Below are 16677 nucleotides of genomic sequence, written 5' to 3'. Positions count from 1 at the left end.
TGTATAAGAGACAGGCCATGAACCATCCCGCCTCCGATCCCCCCGCCCCGGAGTCCTCGGCTTCGGTGCGGCGGAGGGCGTTCGCCAAGGGGAGTGTGTGGCGGAGCCCGTCGGCGGTGATCGGCGGCGTGCTGGTGGCGCTCATGGCGGTGCTGGCCGTCATCGGCCCGCTGATCTGGGGCGAGGCCGCCGAGCGCATCGACGCCGGTGCCATCCTCCAGGGGGCCTCCGCCGAGCACCCGCTCGGCACCGACAACCTGGGCCGCGACCTGCTGGCCCGCGTCCTGGTGGCGGGCCGCTACTCGCTCGCCCTGGCCCTGGCCGCCACGCTCATCGGCGCCGTCCTCGGCATCCTGCTCGGCGCCCTGCCGTCCGTGCTGCCCCGGCGCGGCGCCCGGCTGGTCACCGGCCTGGTCAACGCGCTGGTCGCCTTCCCCGGCCTGCTGCTGGCCATGTTCACGGCCGTGATCGCCGGACTCGGCGCGCGCGGCGCGGTGCTCGGCATCGGCGTGGCCATCGCGCCCGGCTTCGCCCGGCTCACCCAGACCCTGGCCGCCTCCGTCGCCGGCGCCGACTACGTGGCCGCCGCCCGCATGCTGGGCGTGCCGCGCCGCCGCGTCCTGGGCCGGCACATCCTGCCCAACATCGCCGAACCGCTCATCCTCAACCTCGCCCAGGCGCTCGGCGGCGCGCTGCTCGGGCTGGCCGGCATGTCGTTCCTGGGCCTCGGCGTGCAACCGCCGGACTTCGACTGGGGACGCCTGCTCTTCGACGGGTTCGCGCGCATCTACGTCGATCCCGAGGTGGCGCTCGGCCCGGCGGCGCTCGTCGCGCTGGCCGGCATCGGCTTCAACCTGCTCGGCGACACCCTGGCCAGGGCCGCCGCCCGTTCCTCGGCCGCTCGGCAGGACGGCGCCCGCCCCGAACCCCCTCGGGCCGAGGGTGAGCCCGACCCGGATGCCGTCCTCGAGGTGTGCGACCTGAGCGTCTCCTTCCCCGGCGGCTCCACCCCCGTACGCGGCCTGTCCCTGACCGTGGCCCCCGGCGAGATCGTCGGACTGGTCGGCGAGTCCGGCAGCGGCAAGAGCCTGACCGCCGCCGCGATCGGCGGCCTCGTCCCCTACCCGGGCGCCGTCACGTACGGGCGGCTGCGCCTCGGCGGCGCCGACGTCGCCGAGATGTCCGGCAAGGAGCTCGGCACCGCGCTCGCCATGGTCTTCCAGGACCCGATGGCCTCACTCAACCCCGCGCTGCGGGTCGGCGGCCAGCTCGCCGAGGTGGCCGTCGTGCACCAGGGCGCGAGCCGGGCGGACGCCCGCCGCCGCGCCGTCGACCGGCTCGGCCACGTGCACCTGCCCGACCCCGCCAAGCAGGCCGGCCAGCACCCGCACGAGCTGTCCGGCGGCATGCGCCAGCGCGCGGTCATCGCGATGGGCCTCATGGGCACGCCCCGGCTGATCATCGCCGACGAGCCCACCACCGCCCTGGACGTGACCGTGCAGCGGCAGATCCTCAAGCTGCTGCGCGAGGTCGTCGAGGAGACGGGCGCCGCCCTGCTGTTCATCTCGCACGACATCGCCGTCGTCGGCGAGCTGTGCGACCGCGTCGTCGTCATGTACGCCGGCCGCGTCGTCGAGGAACTGCCCGCCGACCGGCTGGCCGCGGGGGCCGCGCACCCGTACACGCGGGCGCTCATCGCGTCCCTGCCGGACCTCGACACCGACCGGAGCCGGCCGCTGGCCGGCATCCCCGGCACCCAGCCCGCCCCGGCCCAGGTCGGCGCCGGCTGCGCGTTCGCCGCCCGCTGCGCGCTGGCCACCGAACGGTGCCGCACCGAACGCCCCGAACTCGTCGTCCACGGCCCGCGGCAGCGGGTCGCCTGCTGGGAGGTCACGTCGTGAGGATCGAAGGGCTGACCGTCCGCTACGGCGGCTTCACCGCGGTCGACGACGTCACCCTCGACATCCCCGACGGTCACGTCCTCGGCCTCGTGGGCGAGTCGGGATCGGGCAAGTCGTCGCTGGCCAGGGCCGTGAGCGGGCTCGTCCCGTACACCGGGAGGATCACGGGCGCCCCGCGCGTGCAGATGGTGTTCCAGGACCCGTACGCGTCGCTCGACCCGCGCATGACGGTCGGCGAGACGGTGGGGGAGGGGATCGCCAAGCGGCGCCGCGCCACCGAGGTGCCGCGCCTGCTCGGCCTCGTCCAGCTGCCCGCCGAGCTGGCCGGACGCTACCCGCGCGAGCTGTCGGGCGGCCAGCGTCAGCGGGTGGCCATCGCCCGCGCCCTCGGCGGCGAGCCCGCGCTGCTGGTCGCCGACGAGATCACCGGGTCGCTGGACGTGTCGGTGCAGGGAGCGGTGCTCAACCTGATGCGGGAGCTGCGCGACGAGCTCGGCCTGTCGATGGTGTTCATCTCGCACAATCTCGCCGTCGTCCGCTACGTCGCCGACACGATCGCGGTCATGCACCGCGGGCGCGTGGTCGAGCACGGGCCCGCCGAGCAGGTCGTCGGCGAGCCCGCGCACGACTACACGCGCGCGCTGCTGGCGGCGGTGCCGCGGCTCAGAGGGTGATCCACTCCGTCGAGGTGGTGACCTCGTCGAGCACCTCCGGCAGCGGCTCGACGCCGAGGCCCGGGCCGGTCGGCACCCGCAGGTGGCCGTCCTCCAGCTCGAACGGCGCCGTGATGTCGGTGGCGTAGTAGCGGCGCGAGCCCGAGGTGTCGCCCGGCAGGGTGAAGCCGGGCAGCGCCGCCAGGGCGACGTTCGCGGCCCGGCCGAGGCCGGTCTCCAGCATGCCGCCGCACCACACGGCGATCCCGTTCGCCCGGCACAGGTCGTGCACCCGCCGCGCCTCCAGGTAGCCGCCGAGCCGGCCCGGCTTGATGTTGACGATCGAGCAGGAGCCGAGCGCGATCGCCGCGGCGGCGTGCTCGGCCGACTCGATCGACTCGTCCAGGCAGATGGGCGTCTTGAGCTGCCGGGCGAGCCTGGCGTGCTGGACGAAGTCGTCGTTGGCCAGCGGCTGCTCGATCAGCAGCAGGTCGAAGGCGTCGAGGCGGGCCAGCTGCCGGGCGTCGACCAGCGTGTACGCGGCGTTCGCGTCCACCTGCAGCAGCAGGTCGTCGCCGAAGCGCTCGCGCACCGCCCGCACCGGCTCGACGTCCCAGCCCGGCTGGATCTTCAGCTTGATCCGGACGTACCCCTCGTCGAGGTAGCCCGCCACGGCGTCGAGCAGCTGCGGGATCGAGTCCATGATGCCGACGGAGACGCCGCACGGCACCCGGTCGCGGGCCGCGCCCAGGAACCGGCCGAACGACTCGCCGGACGCCCGCAACTGCGCGTCCAGTACCGCCGTCTCCAGGGCGGCCTTGGCCATGCGGTGCCCCTTGATCGGCTCCAGCGCGCGGGCCACGTCGTTGACGCCGAGCGTGCGCGGCAGCGCGGGCAGCAGGAAACGCCGGATCACGTCGGCGGCGCCGTCGGCGTACTCGGAGGAGTACAGCGGCTCGGACATCGCCACGCACTCGCCCCAGCCCTCGCCGTCCGGCGTCACCACGCGGACCAGCAGGATGTCGCGGGTGGTCTCGGTGCCGAACGAGGTGCGGAACGGCGCCACCAGCGGCATCGCGATCCGGCGCAGCTCAACTCCGGTGATCTTCACTATCTCTCCACTACGTAGAAGGACTTCTCGCAGAACCCCGTCACGGCCGCGCCGTCGGCCATCAGGCCGCCCAGCACGTCGCGCACGGCGTGCCGCCACGCCTTGGCCATGCCCGGGTCGGCGCGGCGCAACGCCTCGATGTCGGCGGGCAGCGCGACCAGCACCGTCGCGGCGTCGGCCCGGCAGGTCACGGGGCGCCCGTCCTCGTCGGCCAGCGCGACCGCCGCGTCCGGGGGCCTCGGGACGTCGTGCGGCTCCCCGCGCACGAGCGCCTCCACGTGGGGCGCGGTCAGCTGCCAGGAGGCGAGCAGGCGGTCGCTCTCGTCGCCGTGGTTGATCGCGTCGTTCATGACGCCGTAGAAGCACGGCAGGTACTCCTGCGGGCGCGCGCCCAGCTTGGCGAGGTTGAAGTGGGCGTTGCGGCGCACGAGGGGGTCGTAGGTCCACGTGATGCGCCGCACGTCGCGTTCCAGCGCCCAGCGGCGCTGGTGCAGCTTCAGCTCCAGGCCGATGCCGCGGCCGGCGGCGCTGCCGGTGATGTGGGAGTGCAGCGAACCGTCCGCGGCGAAGAAGGCGGCCGAGCCGCCGACGAGCCGCTCGCCGTCGTACGCCCCCGCCACGTAGTTGCCGGCGTGCGACAGCGCGCGCAGCAGCTCGATCGTGATGGGCGGGTCGCCCGGCTCGAAGTGCCAGATGTCCTCGTACAGGGCGAGGAGCCGCTCGAACTCCGCCACCTCATGGAGTTCCCTGACCGCGATCAACCTGCCGCCTCTCCTTCTGGGATGTTCACTGGCGACGGTATGTCATGGTGCGGGCGGGCCGATTCGTGCCGGACGACCAATGAGAGGCGGTCCGTTCGTCGCGGCGAACGGGACGGCGGTCCGGGCTCACAGCCGTGCACGCGCCGACCGGAGCTCGGGGAACACCACCCGCGCCATGGCACGGCTCGCGCCCGGCGAGCCCCAGGTCGCCGACCGGGCCGGGTGATTCGCCGTCGGCGGCCCGTGCGTAGACTTGCCGTTTTGTGCACTGAAGGGTGTTTTTTTCCCGATGTCAGGAGGGACCACATGCGGGAAGACGAACGGCCGCCGCGGCTCGTGGTGGAGCTGCTCGCGGAGCGGGAGGCCGAGGACGCCGCGCTGATGTCCATGCTCGCCGGCCTGGTCAACACGGTGTACGCCGACGCCGAGAAGGGGTTGTGGCGCGAGGGCGCCGCCCGTACGAGCGCGGCGGAGCTCGCGGAGTTCACCCGGGCCGGCCAGATCGCCGTGGCCCGCCTGGACGGGCGGGTCGTCGGATGCGTCCGCGTCCAGCGGCTGAGCGACGAGCTGGGCGAGTTCGGGATGCTCGCCGCCGCGCCCGAGCACCGCGGCATCGGCGCGGGCCGCGCGCTGGTCGGCTTCGCCGAGGAGCGCGCCCGGGTGGACGGCCACCGCGTGATGCAGCTGGAGCTGCTGGCGCCGCAGACCTGGTCGCACCCGTCGAAGGAGTTCCTGGCGGACTGGTACGGCCGGCTCGGCTACCGGATGGTCAGCGTCGGCGACGTCGCCGAGAGCTACCCGGAGCTGGCGCCCCTGCTGGCCACCCCGTGCGACTTCCGCGTCTACCACAAGAGCCTCGCCTAGCCCGTGCAACCTGGGGTCCGCAACCCGAGGCCCGCCGGTTCCATCGCCGCGGCCGGGCTGTGATCCTGGACGGACACGACCGCATGGGCCCGCCGCGCCCATGCGGCCGGCGACCCAGGACCCGCACCAAGGAAACGCTCATGACTGATCTGCCTCCCGTCGTCCAGCAGGCGGTCGACGCGGCCAACGCCGGTGACACCGACGCCTTCCTCGCTCTCTTCACCGATGACGGAGCCGTGGACGACTGGGGGCGGATCTTCCGCGGCCACCCGGCCATCAGGGGCTGGAGCGACAAGGAGTTCATCGGCGTGCGGGCGAGCCTGAAGGTCACCGCCGTGCGCCGGTCGGGCGCCACGACCACGGTGTCGGCCCAGGTCGGCGGCGACGGCTTCAACGGCCCGTCCGACTTCGCCTTCACCGTGAGCGGCGACCGCATCACCCTGATGCGCATCACCGGCTGAGGCGGCGGTCAGGAGGCTGATTCGAGGGGGTTGGCGGCGATCCGCCCGGCGACGTCGTTGCGGACCGACGCGGCGGCGGCGCTGTCCGGCTTGCGCCTCGCCTGGTCGGCGAAGCACGCCAGGAACTCCGTGCCGAACCCCAGGCGGGGATGGCGGGCGAGCATCCGCGCCCGCGTGTCCGCGTCGAACTCCCCGGCATGCCGTCCGACCACCTCCCAACTGGTGGCGACCTGCAGCATGTGAGCCTCGGGGTCGGCGAGCGCCGACACGTCGTCGCGCATGTGCAGCACGATGACGTCCTCGACCCTGGCCGCCCGATCCGCCGGCCAGCCGGCCGCCACCCCGAAGACCCATCCGAGGCGCCCACCCGCCTCCTCGAACGGCACCGTGTGGCTGTCGAACGTCTCCGTCAGCCCGATGTCGTGCAGCAGCGCCGAGACGTAGTAGAGCTCGTCGTCGTAGGAGATGCCGTGCTCGCTCGCGTACATCGCTCCCCAGAGGTAGGAGCGGACGCAGTGGTTGAGCAGCGCGGACGAGTAGAAACGCCTGGCCACGGACAGGGCCGCCGCGGTGGCGGGAGTCTCCGGGAACATGCGCTCAGGCTCTCACGCCACCCGGCCGTGATCCCGGTTCCGGACGCGTGTCATCGAGGCGCCTCCAATCGTTACACACACTATGTGTAACGTACGGGAGAAGAAAGGCCGAGACGATGACCTCGTACGACACGACCCGGCCGAATGCGCCACCTTCAACCTGATGACCCCGGTACGGCCGGTCGACGTCACCGCGGACGGAGAGCCGCGCCGGGTCACCGCCACGTCCGAGCCGGACCTGTTCTGGGCGCTGCGCGGCGGCAAGGGCAAACTGCGGCGTGGTCACCGCCCTGGAGTTCGGCCTCTTCCCGGTCGAGCGCTTCTACGGCGGCGGCCTGTTCTTCGCCGGCGAGCACGCGGCGCGGGTGCTGCACGCCTGGCGCGAGTGGACGACCGGCCTGCCGATGGAGGCGACGTCCTCCATCGCGTTCCTGCGCCGGCCCCGCTGCCCGGGGCGCCGGAGCCCCTGCGGGGGACGTTCGTCACGCACGTACGGTTCTCCGCCCTGCTGCCGGGGCAGGAGGCCGAACGCCTGGTCGCGCCGCCCGTGCTGGACACGATCGCCGGCACGCCCTACCGCATGGCCCGTACGCCCGCACATGGACGCGCCCCGGCCCGCGCCGTGGGTCGAGCGGTCGGCGGCGCTGCGGGACTTCCCCGGCGAGGCCGCCGACGCGCTCCTCGGGGAGATCGGTCCCGACTCGGGGACACGGCTCGGCTTCGTCGAGGTGCGGCTCCTCGACGGCGCGCCGGCACGCCCGCCCGCGGTGCCGAACGCGGTGTCCGGCCGGAACGCGCGATGGGCGGTGATCGCTTCAGGCGCCGGCGCCCCCGACCAGGCCCCGGCCTTCCGCGAACAGCTGGACGCCCTGGCCGGGACGCCGGCGCCGTGGACCCAGGACGAGATGAACGCGAACCTCCTCACCGCCGCCCAGGGCGCCACCCCGGACGAGCTGCGGGCCGCCTACGGCCGCGAACGCCACGACCGGTTCGCCGCGATCAAGAAACGGTACGACCCGCGCAACCTGTTCCGCGTGAACCACGACATCGTGCCCGCCTGACCGCGCTCAGACGGAGGCGTCCGCCGGGACCATCGGCGTCAGCTCGTGACCCTCGTCGTGGACGAGGATGAAGTCCGGGTCGGTACGCCGTGCGGCTGCCAGCAGCCGCCCCATGACGTCGGCCGTCAGGTCGAGCCCCAGCGCGGCGGCCACCCGCTCCTGGCATTCGGCGAGGCGGGGGAAGTCCTCCTCGACGAACTCCGCCCGGCACTCCTCGGAGATCGCGCGCATCGCCTCGACGCCGCCCCGCCAGCCGATGAGGCAGTCGAGCCACCACGGCGCGGCGACGACCAGGGTGAGCAGATCGGTGAGGTTCTCCGCGACCAGGCTCGTCATGCCGTCGGACGACAGGAACAGCACCGGGCGCTCCTCGCCGCCCTCGCCGCAGAAGAAGTAGCCGCAGCCGCTCGCCATGCCCGCCACGGCCTCCTTCGGCTGCCCCGACCGCAGCCTCTCCTCCTCGCCCACCCAGTACGGGCGGTCGAGGTCGAAGTCGAACGGGTGGATGAGGAGATCGGCGAGCTCGGGGTCGTCCTTGATCCGCTGAATGAGGCTCATGCGGCATGATCCTATTGCTCCCGGTTCCTCCCTCGGACGGGGTCCGGGCACGCCTGGAACCGGCGATCCGTGTCGTGCGCGCGGCGGCCGGTGACCTTCCACCGTCCGGGCAACGGGCCGGCGATCGCGATGAAGCTGGTTCACCGACCTGGAGAGCCGAGACCGGTGTCCTCGTCGAGAAGGGCGTCGTTGAGGGCGATCGCGGTGGTGGTGGCGTGGCCGGCGGAGCCCGCGACGGTCAGGGCGGGCCACGCGCACGACCCGGCCGCCCAGACCCCCGGCACCCCCGTGTGGCCGTTCTCGTCCGTGACGACGGCCGCGCCGCTGATCGTGCAGCCGAGCGCGGCGGGCAGCGGCGAGGCGGGGCGGCGGGCCGTGGCCGCGAACACCGCCGCCCGGGGCAGGAACTCCCCGTGCTCGAACTCGACGCCGGCGAGACGCCCGCCGTCGGCGAGCACCCGTGCGATCGGCTCCTCCCGCACGGCGACGCCCGCCGCGCGCAACCACTCCAGCCGCCCGTCGTCGAACCCGGCCGGGCCGTTGGTCAGCAGGACGAGGTCGCCGGTGAACCGCCGCAGCAGCAGCACCTGCCGCCAGGCCCGCTCACCCGCCCCCACCACCGCGACCGCCCGGTCACGCGCCTCCCACCCATGGCAGTACGGGCACGACACCACGTCGCCGCCCCACAGATCGGCCAGCCCGGGCACCGGCGGCAGCTCCTCGGTCACTCCCGTGGCCAGCAGCAGCGCCCGCGCCAGCACCCTGCCGCCGTCACGCAGCCCGACCTGCCATCGCGGCCCCTCCCGCTCCGCCTCCGTCACCAGGCCGGGGACGATCTCGGCGCCGTAGCGGCGGGCGTCGTCGCGCGCGAGCTCCAGCAGGCGGCCCGGCGCCACGCCCTCGTGCCCGGCCAGGTTGTGCACGGCGTGCGAACGCGCGTTGCGGGGCTCGCCGCCGTCGACGACCGTCACGGCGCGACGCGCACGCGCCAGCACCAGCGCCGCCTGCAGCCCCGCCACGCCGCCGCCCACCACGATGACCTCACTCGTCCTCATGGGGTCACCCAAGCAGGTGTCCGTATCGTGAGCAAATTTGTATCGGAATGCGAGACGGAGATAATCGGTTGCCGTGGCGGGTGCGGCGCTGACACGCTCGTCGGTCATGCCCTCCTTCTCCGCGCCCGACGGCACCGAGCTGGCCTACCACCTCTCCGGCCAGGGGAGCCCGGTGATCTGCCTGCCCGGCGGCACGCAGGACGCCGGCTATCTCGGCGACCTCGGCGGCCTGTCCGCCCACCGGCGGCTGGTCCTGCACGACCCGCGCGGCACCGGCCGGTCCGCGACCCCCGCCGACCCGGCCTCGTACCGCTGCGACCGGCTCGTCCGCGACGTCGAGGCGCTGCGCGAGCACCTCGGCCTCGACCGGATCGACCTGCTCGCCCACTGCGCCGGCGCCAACCTCGCCCTCCTGTACGCCGTCCGGCACCCCGAGCGCGTCGCCAGGCTCGCCCTCATCACGCCGAGCACCGTGGCCGTCGCCCTCGCCCCCACCGGCCGGGAGCGGCTCGAGGCGGCCCGGCTCCGCGCGGACGAGCCCTGGTTCGGCCCCGCGTACACCGCCCTCGAGGCGATCGTGGCCGGTGACGGCGACGACTGGGAGGCCGTCGACCCCTTCTTCTACGGCCGATGGGACGCCCGGGCCCAGGCCCACCTGGCCGCCCAGGAGGGTCGCCGCAACGCGGAGGCCGCCGCCGTCTTCGCCGTCGAGGGCGCGTTCGACCCCGAGGCCATCCGCGCCGCGCTCGGCTCCCTCCCCGCGCCGGCGCTGGTGCTCGCCGGCGAGCTCGACCTCAACTCCCTGCCCGGCGTCGTGGCCGGCCTCGCGGCGCTGCTCCCCGGCGCCGAGTACGTCGTCCAGCCGGGAGCGGGCCACTACCCGTGGCTCGACGATCCCGGCCGGTTCACCGCCACGGTGGCGGCGTTCCTCACGGGTTGTTCGGGGTGACGTTCACGGCGCTGCCCGTCGGCACCGGGACGATCGAGATCTTGCCGTCCTGGATGGCCTTGTAGAGGATCGCGCCCTGCGGCCCGAGCACCTTCGCCAGCTGCTCCAGCGACTTCAGCTCGGTCAGCGCGCGGGTGTTCTCCGCCTCCTGGGCCTTCTGCCGCTCCTGCGCGGCCTGCGTCTCGGTCTGGGCGTTCACGATCGCCTCGGGCGGCTCCGGCTGGCGGATGATGAACTGCAGCCGTTCGAAGTACTGCCCCTGCGTCAGGGCGGCCACGTACTGGTTGGTCAGCTTGGCCATGTCCTGCTCCCACAGGGCCTTCTTGGCGGGGTCGGCGTAGAGGTCGCGCCAGTTGTACTTGAGCGTCGCCTCGTCCATCGCCCGCTCGACGCTGTTGCCGATGTAGAACTGCAACATCCGGGTCCAGCCGTCGGACTCGTAGGCGGCGTACTTCTTGCCGATGTTCTCGTGGAAGGACTGCAGCTTCTTGCAGTCGGAGGCGGAGAAGTAGAACGTCAGCCCGCCGGACATCGTCATGACCTGGCCGTCCCGGCTGACCGACGTGATCTGACTGCCCTCCGACTCGTCCCGGCCGGAGAAGTCGTACGTGCGCTGGCCGTTCGGGTAGCGGTAGCCCTCGTCGCCCGGCCCGGAGATGTCGCGGGTGGACGGGCTGAGGCACTCCTGGAACTTCGTGGAGCTGAACATGCCCGCGTCGTAGACGATGCCGCCCTCGTCGGGCTCGACGTTCGTGATCGAGCAGCCCGACAGGGCGGCGACGGCGAGCAGGCATGGGGGGATGAAGCGCTTCACTGAGGATCTCCTGCCTGGAATCGGTCTGCGAAGAGGGCAGAGATGATAGGGGCACGGGGTTGATACCGGTCCCGATTCGGGAATGTCCCGCCGATCATGCTTGCCGGGCCTCGCGGACGCGGTTACGCTCCCGTTGTTCGGCACTTTTGGGACGGAATGCGTCTATAAATTGTGTCTGGTGGTGGGCTTGAAGCGGTTCGAGGGTGTTGATCCCCGTACGCCGGTGCTGGTGGGCGCAGGACAGGCGTCCGAGCGGATCGACGAGCCCGGCTACCAGCGGCTGTCGGCCGTCGAGCTGGGCGCGGCCGCCGCGCGCGAGGCCCTCGCCGACACCGGCGCCGACCCCGCCGAGGTGGCCGCCGCCGTGGACACGGTGGCGGGCGTGCGCCAGTTCGAGATCTCCACGCCGGGCGCGCGGGCGCCCCTCGGCAGGTCCGCCAACTACCCCAGGTCCGTCGCCCGCCGGATCGGCGCCGCGCCCCGGCGGGCGATCCTCGAGGTGGTGGGCGGCCAGTCGCCGCAACATCTCGTCAACGAGTTGGCCGCGACGATCGCGGCCGGCGGCGCCCGGGCGGCCCTGATCGTCGGCTCCGAGGCGATCTCCACCGCCCAGCACCTCGCCGGGGCCGCGGACCGGCCCGACTTCACCGAGAACGTCGACGGCGACCTCGAAGACCGCGGGTACGGCCTGGCCGGGCTCGTCTCCCGGGCGCTGATCGCGCACGGGCTCACCGACGCCCCCACCCAGTACGCCCTGTTCGACAACGCCCGCCGCGCCCGGCTCGGCCAGAGCCGCGAGGAGTACGCCGCCGGCATGGGCGCCCTGTTCGCGCCGTTCACGAAGATCGCCGCCGCGAACCCCCACGCCGCCGCGCCCGTCGAACGCACGGCGGAGGAGCTCGTCACCCCGTCGGAGCGCAACCGTCCCATCGCCGACCCGTACACCCGATACCTCGTGGCCCGCGAGAAGGTCAACCAGGGCGCGGCCGTGCTGTTGACATCGGTGGAGGAGGCGGAGCGGCTGGGGGTGCCGCGCGACCGCTGGGTGTTCCTGCACGGCCACGCCGACCTGCGCGAACGCGACCTGCTGGAACGCGCCGACCTCAGCAGGGGCCCCGCCTCCGTCATGGCCGCCCGCCACGCGCTGGAGCTGGCCGGCATCGGTGCCGGCGACCTGGCCGCCATCGACCTGTACAGCTGCTTCCCGATCGCGGTCTCCCACGTCTGCGAGGGCCTCGGGCTGCCCATGGACGGCTCGCGCGAGCTGACGGTGACCGGCGGCCTGCCGTTCTTCGGCGGACCCGGCAACGCCTACTCGCTGCACGCCATCGCCGAGATCGTGCGGCGGATGCGCGCGCAACCCGGAGCGTACGGGCTGGTCGGGGCGAACGGCGGCATGCTGAGCAAGTACTCCGCCGGGGTCTACTCCACCACCCCGGCGCCCTGGCTGCCCGGCCGCAGCGCGACCCTCCAGGCCGAGATCGACTCCTGGCCGGCCGTCGGGCAGGTGGCCCACCCTGACGGCTGGGCCACCATCGAGACGTACACCGTCAAGCACGGGCGCGACGGCAGGCGCACCGGCATCGTCGTCGGACGGCTGAAGGCCGACGGCCGCCGCTTCCTCGCCATGACCGCCGACGGCGACGACGCGGTGCTCGACCTGCTCACCACCGGCGAGCCGATCGGCCGCCGCGTCTACGTACGCTCCTTCGGCTTCGGCAACCGCGTCACGCTCGGGGACGCGCGGATGGACGAGCTGTTCCCGCCCCGGCCGGCCGGCCTGCGCGACGACTACGCGCACGTGCACGTCCGCCGCGACGGGCACGTCCTCGAGGTCGCCGTCGATCGGCTCGAAGCCGCCCACGACGAGCTCGACCAGGTCTTCGACGCCTTCTTCGCCGACCCTGACCTGTGGGTCGCGATCCTCACCGGAACGCCCACCGACCCGCTCCCGACGAACGACGACCTCTCCAACCGCCCGGAGCCGAAGCCCAGCCCGTCGGATCGGGTTGAGCCGGAGTCGGGCCTGTCGGGTCGGCCCTCGGCGAAGAGTGTGGTGAGCCCGCCCCCGCCGAAGACCGGCCTGGCAGGACTGACCGCTCGGCGTGGCATGGCGAAGCCGGTCATCGCCGCGGTCAACGGCCCCGTCCTGGGGGCCGCCTTCGAGGTCGTGCTCGCCTGCCACCTCGTCGTCGCCGACGAGACCGCCGTCTTCGCGCTGGACCAGATGAGGGCCGGCCAGGTGGCGACCGGAGGAGGCCTCGTCCGGCTGGCCCGCGCCCTGCCCGCCAAGCTGGCAACGGAGCTCGTCCTCACCGGCCGTCACCTCACGGCCGCGGAAGCCCACCGGCACGGCCTGGTCAACCGCGTGACACAACCGGGCGGCGCGTTGGAGGGCGCCCGCGCCCTGGCCCAGGACCTCCTGGCCGTCGCACCCCCAGCCGTACGCGCCTCACTCCGGATCCTGTCCGAGACCGCCGCCATCCCGGACCCGATCGACGCCATCACCCACCCGTCCCCCGCTCTGGACGAAGCCCTTTTCACCGAGGACGCCGCCGAGGGCTGGCGAGCCATGACCGAGAACCGCCCACCCCACTGGCACAACCGCTGACCACCGCGCGGGGCGCCGGCCGCTCGCCAGACCACGAATCCCGCTGCACGAAATCAAATTGCAATTGTTCATGTCTTAGATAATTTTTCTTTCTGTGCTATTCTCGTTTTGTCATCAAAGAAAAGCCAAAGTAATTTCTCGGCCGTGATGAACAACCGAGAACCGAGCCAGACCGCGTTGACCGCGGCGGCGGCGCGGGCGGCCCACCTGGTCGTCGACCGCGAACCTCTCATCTTCCGCGACACGGTGGCGCGAGCCCTTCTCGGCGATCGCGCCGAGGAACTCATCGGCTACCACCGCGAGCACGGCGACCATCTCATCCTCTCCAGCGCGCGGACCATGACCGTCACGCGCAGCCGCTACACCGAGGACCGCCTCGCCGACGCCGTCCGACGCGGGGTCGCGCAGTACGTCGTCCTCGGCGCGGGCCTGGACACCTTCGCCTACCGCTCACCGCATGCGGAACGCCTCCGCGTCTTCGAGGTCGACCATCCCGCGACCCAGGAGTAGAAACGCCGGCGACTGGCCGAGGCGGGGATCGCCGTCCCGCCCGCGCTGGCCTTCGTCCCGGCGGATCTGGAGGCCGATTCACCGGCAGGCCGACTGGCGCAGGAGGGGTTCGACCCGTCCCGGCCGGCGTTCGTGAGCTGGCTCGGGGTCACGATGTACCTCACCCGTGCGGCCATCGACGCGACCTTGGACCTGATCGCCGGCTTCGCCTCCGGCACCGAAGCGGTCATCGACCACATCGTCCCCGACGAACTGCGGGACGCCGACGGCCGCGCGTACGCGGAGGCGATCATGTCCTTCTCGGCCGGCCAGGGTGAGCCCTGGCTGACATGTCTCGGGCCGCAGGACATGGCGTCCCTGCTGGCGGAACACGGCCTCGAGGCGGTCGAGCACGTCGGCCAGCGCGACGCGGTCGACGCCCGCCTCTGGAACCGATCCGACCCATTGCGCCCAGCAAGCCTGGCGATGCTCGCCCGCGCCCGCGTCCGCAGGTGACCATCGGGCCACCCGGCAGAAGCGGGCGACCACCGTCCGGCGGAAAGCGGGTGACCCCAGTTCGGCATGACGCGGTCGATCGCCAGCCCGGCAGGAAACGGGCGACCGCCGACTGACAGGAGATGGGCGACGCCGCCCGCGCCATCGCGTCGGCGGCGCCGGGGGACCGCCGCCTGCCCGAAGGAGTGTGCGGATCGCCGATCTCGACGGGACGACCTTCCGGCGCAGGACCCGGGCGGCTGGACGCATCCCTCGGGGTGTGCCCGATCGGATGCGACGCGGCAGCGTCCGGCTTACGAGAGGCCGACCTGGTCGGGGATCACGCGGGGGAGCCCGCGGAGCCAGCCCTCCAGGTCGGCGGGCCACCACCGGCCGGCGGTCAGGCGGCCCAGCTCCTGGCCGACCGCCGACGCCGAGGCGTGCACCGGCACCACGCGTACCGGCGCGGCGCCCGCCAGGACGCCGAGCCACCAGTGCCGCCAGGTCGCCGTCATCCCGTCGGGGTCCAGCACCAGGTAGTAGTCGGGCAGAACGAGCCGGTCGGCGCGCAACTCGGCCAGCGCCGTCTCGACGGCGACCTCCAGGGCGCCGGTGGGAGCCGTGCCGTCGAAGAACGCCGTCCAGGCCGCGGCGACGTCGGCCAGCGGGTCGGCGTCGTGCACCACGTACGTCGCCGACGACCGCCCCGCGAGTTCCATCACCTCGGCGGGCCGCCGATCTCCCCGGGGGATCGCCCGTACGTTGTGCAGCCCCTCCAGGCCCGCGACCACGTCTCCGGCGCCCTCGCCCGCCACCACGACCACCGTACTGATCAAACGCCGCATATCGGGCAGTTTATGTCGGCCGCCACCGCCGGCCGGACCGGCCCGGCGAGGGCGCGGAAACGTCGGTGGCGGCCGTTAGGGTTCCGCGCATGGACGAGACCTCCCGCACCCGCAGCGTCGTGCACGCCTACGTCGACACCGCAGAGAGACGCGACTGGGACGCCTTCGCCGCCCTGCTCACCGACGACGTCGTCTACGAGATGCCGCAGACGCGGGAGCGCATCCAGGGCAAGACCGCCTATCTCCAGTTCAACACCGACTATCCGGGTGACTGGCATCTGAAGGTGCGCCACGTCGTCGCCGACGGCCGTCACGCCGCGGCCTGGCTCGACGCCCGCGTCGGCGACGAGCCACAGGACGCGTGCGCGTGGTTCGAGCTGTCCGCCGAGGGCCTGATCAGCCGCATCACCGACTTCTGGCCCGAGCCGTACGATCCGCCCGCCGGCCGCGAACACCTCGTGGAGCGCTGGTGACGGCCGATGCGTCCCGCACCCGCGCGGTCTGATCGATGACGGCGGCGTGCGAGCGAGGCACCATGCGCACACACGAGAACCGTCCGCTCGCCGCGGACGGCACAGAGATCGCCTAGGAACGATCCGGCGCCGGACCGACGCTGGTCATGGTCGACCCTGCGGGGGGCTACTCCGGGTTCGACTCCATCCATGGCTGGGGGCGCTGCTGGCCGAGCGGTTCAGTGTTCTCACCTACGCCCGGCGCGGTCGCGATGAGAGCGGCGACACCGCGCCCTACGCGGTCGAGCGCAAGGTCAGGATCTTGCTGCGGTAGCGACACCGCCCTGGTCTACGCCCGTCTGCTCGGGAGCGCTCGAGGATGTTGTCGAAGCGCAGATCGAAATGCAGGAGCGTGTCACCGACCGCCAGTTCCGTCCACATCGCTTCGGCGGAGGCGAGACGGGACAGGTGCTCGCGTTCCCATTCCCCCCATGCTGTCAACGGTGACCGCGCCCCGGACACCGTTGCGCTCAAGCTCCCGCCAGGTCTCACACCGTCCGGCCATCCGCTCGGCCAGCGTTGGCAGGCCGCCGATCGGCGAGGGCGTCAACTCTCTGGCGCACACGGCCAGCGCCTCCAACGCGGCGGACAGCTCATCGGGCCACCATGGCTTATGCGGCTGCGCGCCCGGCGTGATCTCGAAGCACAGCAGGAGCCACCCGGCCAGCTCACATGCGAATCGCAGCCGTGGCGTGGGCACCGTCCGGGGCAACGCGGCGGCCACAACCGTCTCGGTCCGACAGTCACGCACGCCGGCCGCATCGTCGCCTACGGCCTTGATGAACACCTGCTCGCCGGTGGTCAGCGTGGCGACACCGAGAACGCCGAAGGAGAACCCGCCTTGACGTTCCTCGAAGTCCCGCACGGTAGAGCCCAACCGGTATTCGACTGCCCGTCTCATGACGACCGGGAGCTCGGTCCACTCGCGGCGCCGGGTTCTCATA

General features: G+C 72.8%; 16 protein-coding genes and 1 pseudogene. 9 read left to right on the top strand and 8 right to left on the bottom strand.

The window, feature by feature from the left end; translation table 11 throughout:
- Positions 1 to 1901, top strand: a 1901-nt coding sequence (locus C1J01_RS07600) for a dipeptide/oligopeptide/nickel ABC transporter permease/ATP-binding protein (RefSeq protein WP_328589604.1), incomplete at its 5' end; no start/stop codon positions are given.
- Positions 1898 to 2575: an ABC transporter ATP-binding protein gene (locus C1J01_RS07595; RefSeq protein WP_111177469.1), complete on the top strand. Its 678-nt coding sequence runs from the start codon at positions 1898 to 1900 to the stop codon at positions 2573 to 2575. The genes C1J01_RS07600 and C1J01_RS07595, both read left to right, overlap by 4 nt.
- On the opposite strand, the gene menC is transcribed toward C1J01_RS07595, so the two are convergent.
- Both menC and C1J01_RS07585 read right to left on the bottom strand, forming a co-directional pair.
- The gene (gene menC / locus C1J01_RS07590) at positions 2565 to 3665 is read right to left on the bottom strand and encodes an o-succinylbenzoate synthase (protein ID WP_181448620.1); all 1101 of its coding nucleotides are present in this window, start codon (positions 3663 to 3665) and stop codon (positions 2565 to 2567) included. The genes C1J01_RS07595 and menC overlap by 11 nt on opposite strands.
- Positions 3665 to 4426: a GNAT family N-acetyltransferase gene (locus C1J01_RS07585; protein ID WP_111177467.1), complete on the bottom strand. Its 762-nt coding sequence runs from the start codon at positions 4424 to 4426 to the stop codon at positions 3665 to 3667. Before C1J01_RS07585 ends, menC begins: the two co-directional genes overlap by 1 nt.
- A gap of 306 nt (positions 4427 to 4732) precedes the next feature.
- Between C1J01_RS07585 and C1J01_RS07580 the strand changes: the two genes are divergently transcribed.
- Positions 4733 to 5290, top strand: coding sequence for a GNAT family N-acetyltransferase (locus C1J01_RS07580; RefSeq protein ID WP_111177465.1), 558 nt, complete (start codon positions 4733 to 4735; stop codon positions 5288 to 5290).
- 140 nt (positions 5291 to 5430) lie between these two features.
- Complete coding sequence (locus C1J01_RS07575; protein WP_111177463.1) at positions 5431 to 5751, top strand: nuclear transport factor 2 family protein; 321 nt, start codon at positions 5431 to 5433, stop codon at positions 5749 to 5751.
- An 8-nt stretch (positions 5752 to 5759) separates the two neighbouring features.
- Here C1J01_RS07575 and C1J01_RS07570 read toward each other — a convergent pair whose 3' ends face one another.
- The gene (locus tag C1J01_RS07570) at positions 5760 to 6344 is read right to left on the bottom strand and encodes an HD domain-containing protein (protein ID WP_111177461.1); all 585 of its coding nucleotides are present in this window, start codon (positions 6342 to 6344) and stop codon (positions 5760 to 5762) included.
- 278 nt (positions 6345 to 6622) lie between these two features.
- On the opposite strand from C1J01_RS07570, the gene C1J01_RS07565 reads away from it, so the two are divergent.
- Positions 6623 to 7405 (top strand): BBE domain-containing protein, encoded by a 783-nt coding sequence (locus tag C1J01_RS07565; protein WP_111177459.1) that lies wholly within the window; start codon positions 6623 to 6625, stop codon positions 7403 to 7405.
- Positions 7406 to 7411: 6 nt separating this feature from the next.
- On the opposite strand, the gene C1J01_RS07560 is transcribed toward C1J01_RS07565, so the two are convergent.
- Both C1J01_RS07560 and C1J01_RS07555 read right to left on the bottom strand, forming a co-directional pair.
- Positions 7412 to 7963, bottom strand: a complete 552-nt coding sequence (locus tag C1J01_RS07560) for a hypothetical protein (protein ID WP_111177457.1) — start codon at positions 7961 to 7963, stop codon at positions 7412 to 7414.
- A 140-nt stretch (positions 7964 to 8103) separates the two neighbouring features.
- Positions 8104 to 9018 (bottom strand): NAD(P)/FAD-dependent oxidoreductase, encoded by a 915-nt coding sequence (locus tag C1J01_RS07555; RefSeq protein WP_181448619.1) that lies wholly within the window; start codon positions 9016 to 9018, stop codon positions 8104 to 8106.
- A 106-nt stretch (positions 9019 to 9124) separates the two neighbouring features.
- Here C1J01_RS07555 and C1J01_RS07550 point away from each other — a divergent pair, with 106 nt between their 5' ends.
- Positions 9125 to 9967: an alpha/beta fold hydrolase gene (locus C1J01_RS07550; protein WP_111177453.1), complete on the top strand. Its 843-nt coding sequence runs from the start codon at positions 9125 to 9127 to the stop codon at positions 9965 to 9967.
- Here C1J01_RS07550 and C1J01_RS07545 read toward each other — a convergent pair.
- On the bottom strand, positions 9948 to 10781 hold the full coding sequence (locus tag C1J01_RS07545) for an SPFH domain-containing protein (RefSeq protein WP_111177451.1): 834 nt from the start codon (positions 10779 to 10781) through the stop codon (positions 9948 to 9950). The two genes, C1J01_RS07550 and C1J01_RS07545, sit on opposite strands and share 20 nt — an antisense overlap.
- A gap of 178 nt (positions 10782 to 10959) precedes the next feature.
- Here C1J01_RS07545 and C1J01_RS07540 point away from each other — a divergent pair, with 178 nt between their 5' ends.
- Together C1J01_RS07540 and C1J01_RS07535 are read left to right on the top strand one after the other, a co-directional pair.
- Complete coding sequence (locus C1J01_RS07540; RefSeq protein ID WP_235854309.1) at positions 10960 to 13392, top strand: acetyl-CoA acetyltransferase; 2433 nt, start codon at positions 10960 to 10962, stop codon at positions 13390 to 13392.
- A gap of 147 nt (positions 13393 to 13539) precedes the next feature.
- Positions 13540 to 14397, top strand: a pseudogene (locus C1J01_RS07535) (class I SAM-dependent methyltransferase).
- A gap of 293 nt (positions 14398 to 14690) precedes the next feature.
- Here C1J01_RS07535 and C1J01_RS07530 read toward each other — a convergent pair.
- On the bottom strand, positions 14691 to 15221 hold the full coding sequence (locus C1J01_RS07530) for a hypothetical protein (protein ID WP_111177447.1): 531 nt from the start codon (positions 15219 to 15221) through the stop codon (positions 14691 to 14693).
- Positions 15222 to 15310: 89 nt separating this feature from the next.
- Between C1J01_RS07530 and C1J01_RS07525 the strand changes: the two genes are divergently transcribed.
- On the top strand, positions 15311 to 15694 hold the full coding sequence (locus C1J01_RS07525) for a nuclear transport factor 2 family protein (protein WP_111177445.1): 384 nt from the start codon (positions 15311 to 15313) through the stop codon (positions 15692 to 15694).
- A gap of 394 nt (positions 15695 to 16088) precedes the next feature.
- On the opposite strand, the gene C1J01_RS07520 is transcribed toward C1J01_RS07525, so the two are convergent.
- Positions 16089 to 16598: a hypothetical protein gene (locus C1J01_RS07520; protein WP_146615488.1), complete on the bottom strand. Its 510-nt coding sequence runs from the start codon at positions 16596 to 16598 to the stop codon at positions 16089 to 16091.
- Between the last annotated feature and the right edge of the window lie 79 nt (positions 16599 to 16677).

Source organism: Nonomuraea aridisoli (assembly GCF_003236395.1).
GTDB lineage: Bacteria > Actinomycetota > Actinomycetes > Streptosporangiales > Streptosporangiaceae > Nonomuraea > Nonomuraea aridisoli.
Note: the sequence above shows the minus strand (reverse complement) of the source record. Positions and strands in the feature narration are given on the sequence as shown.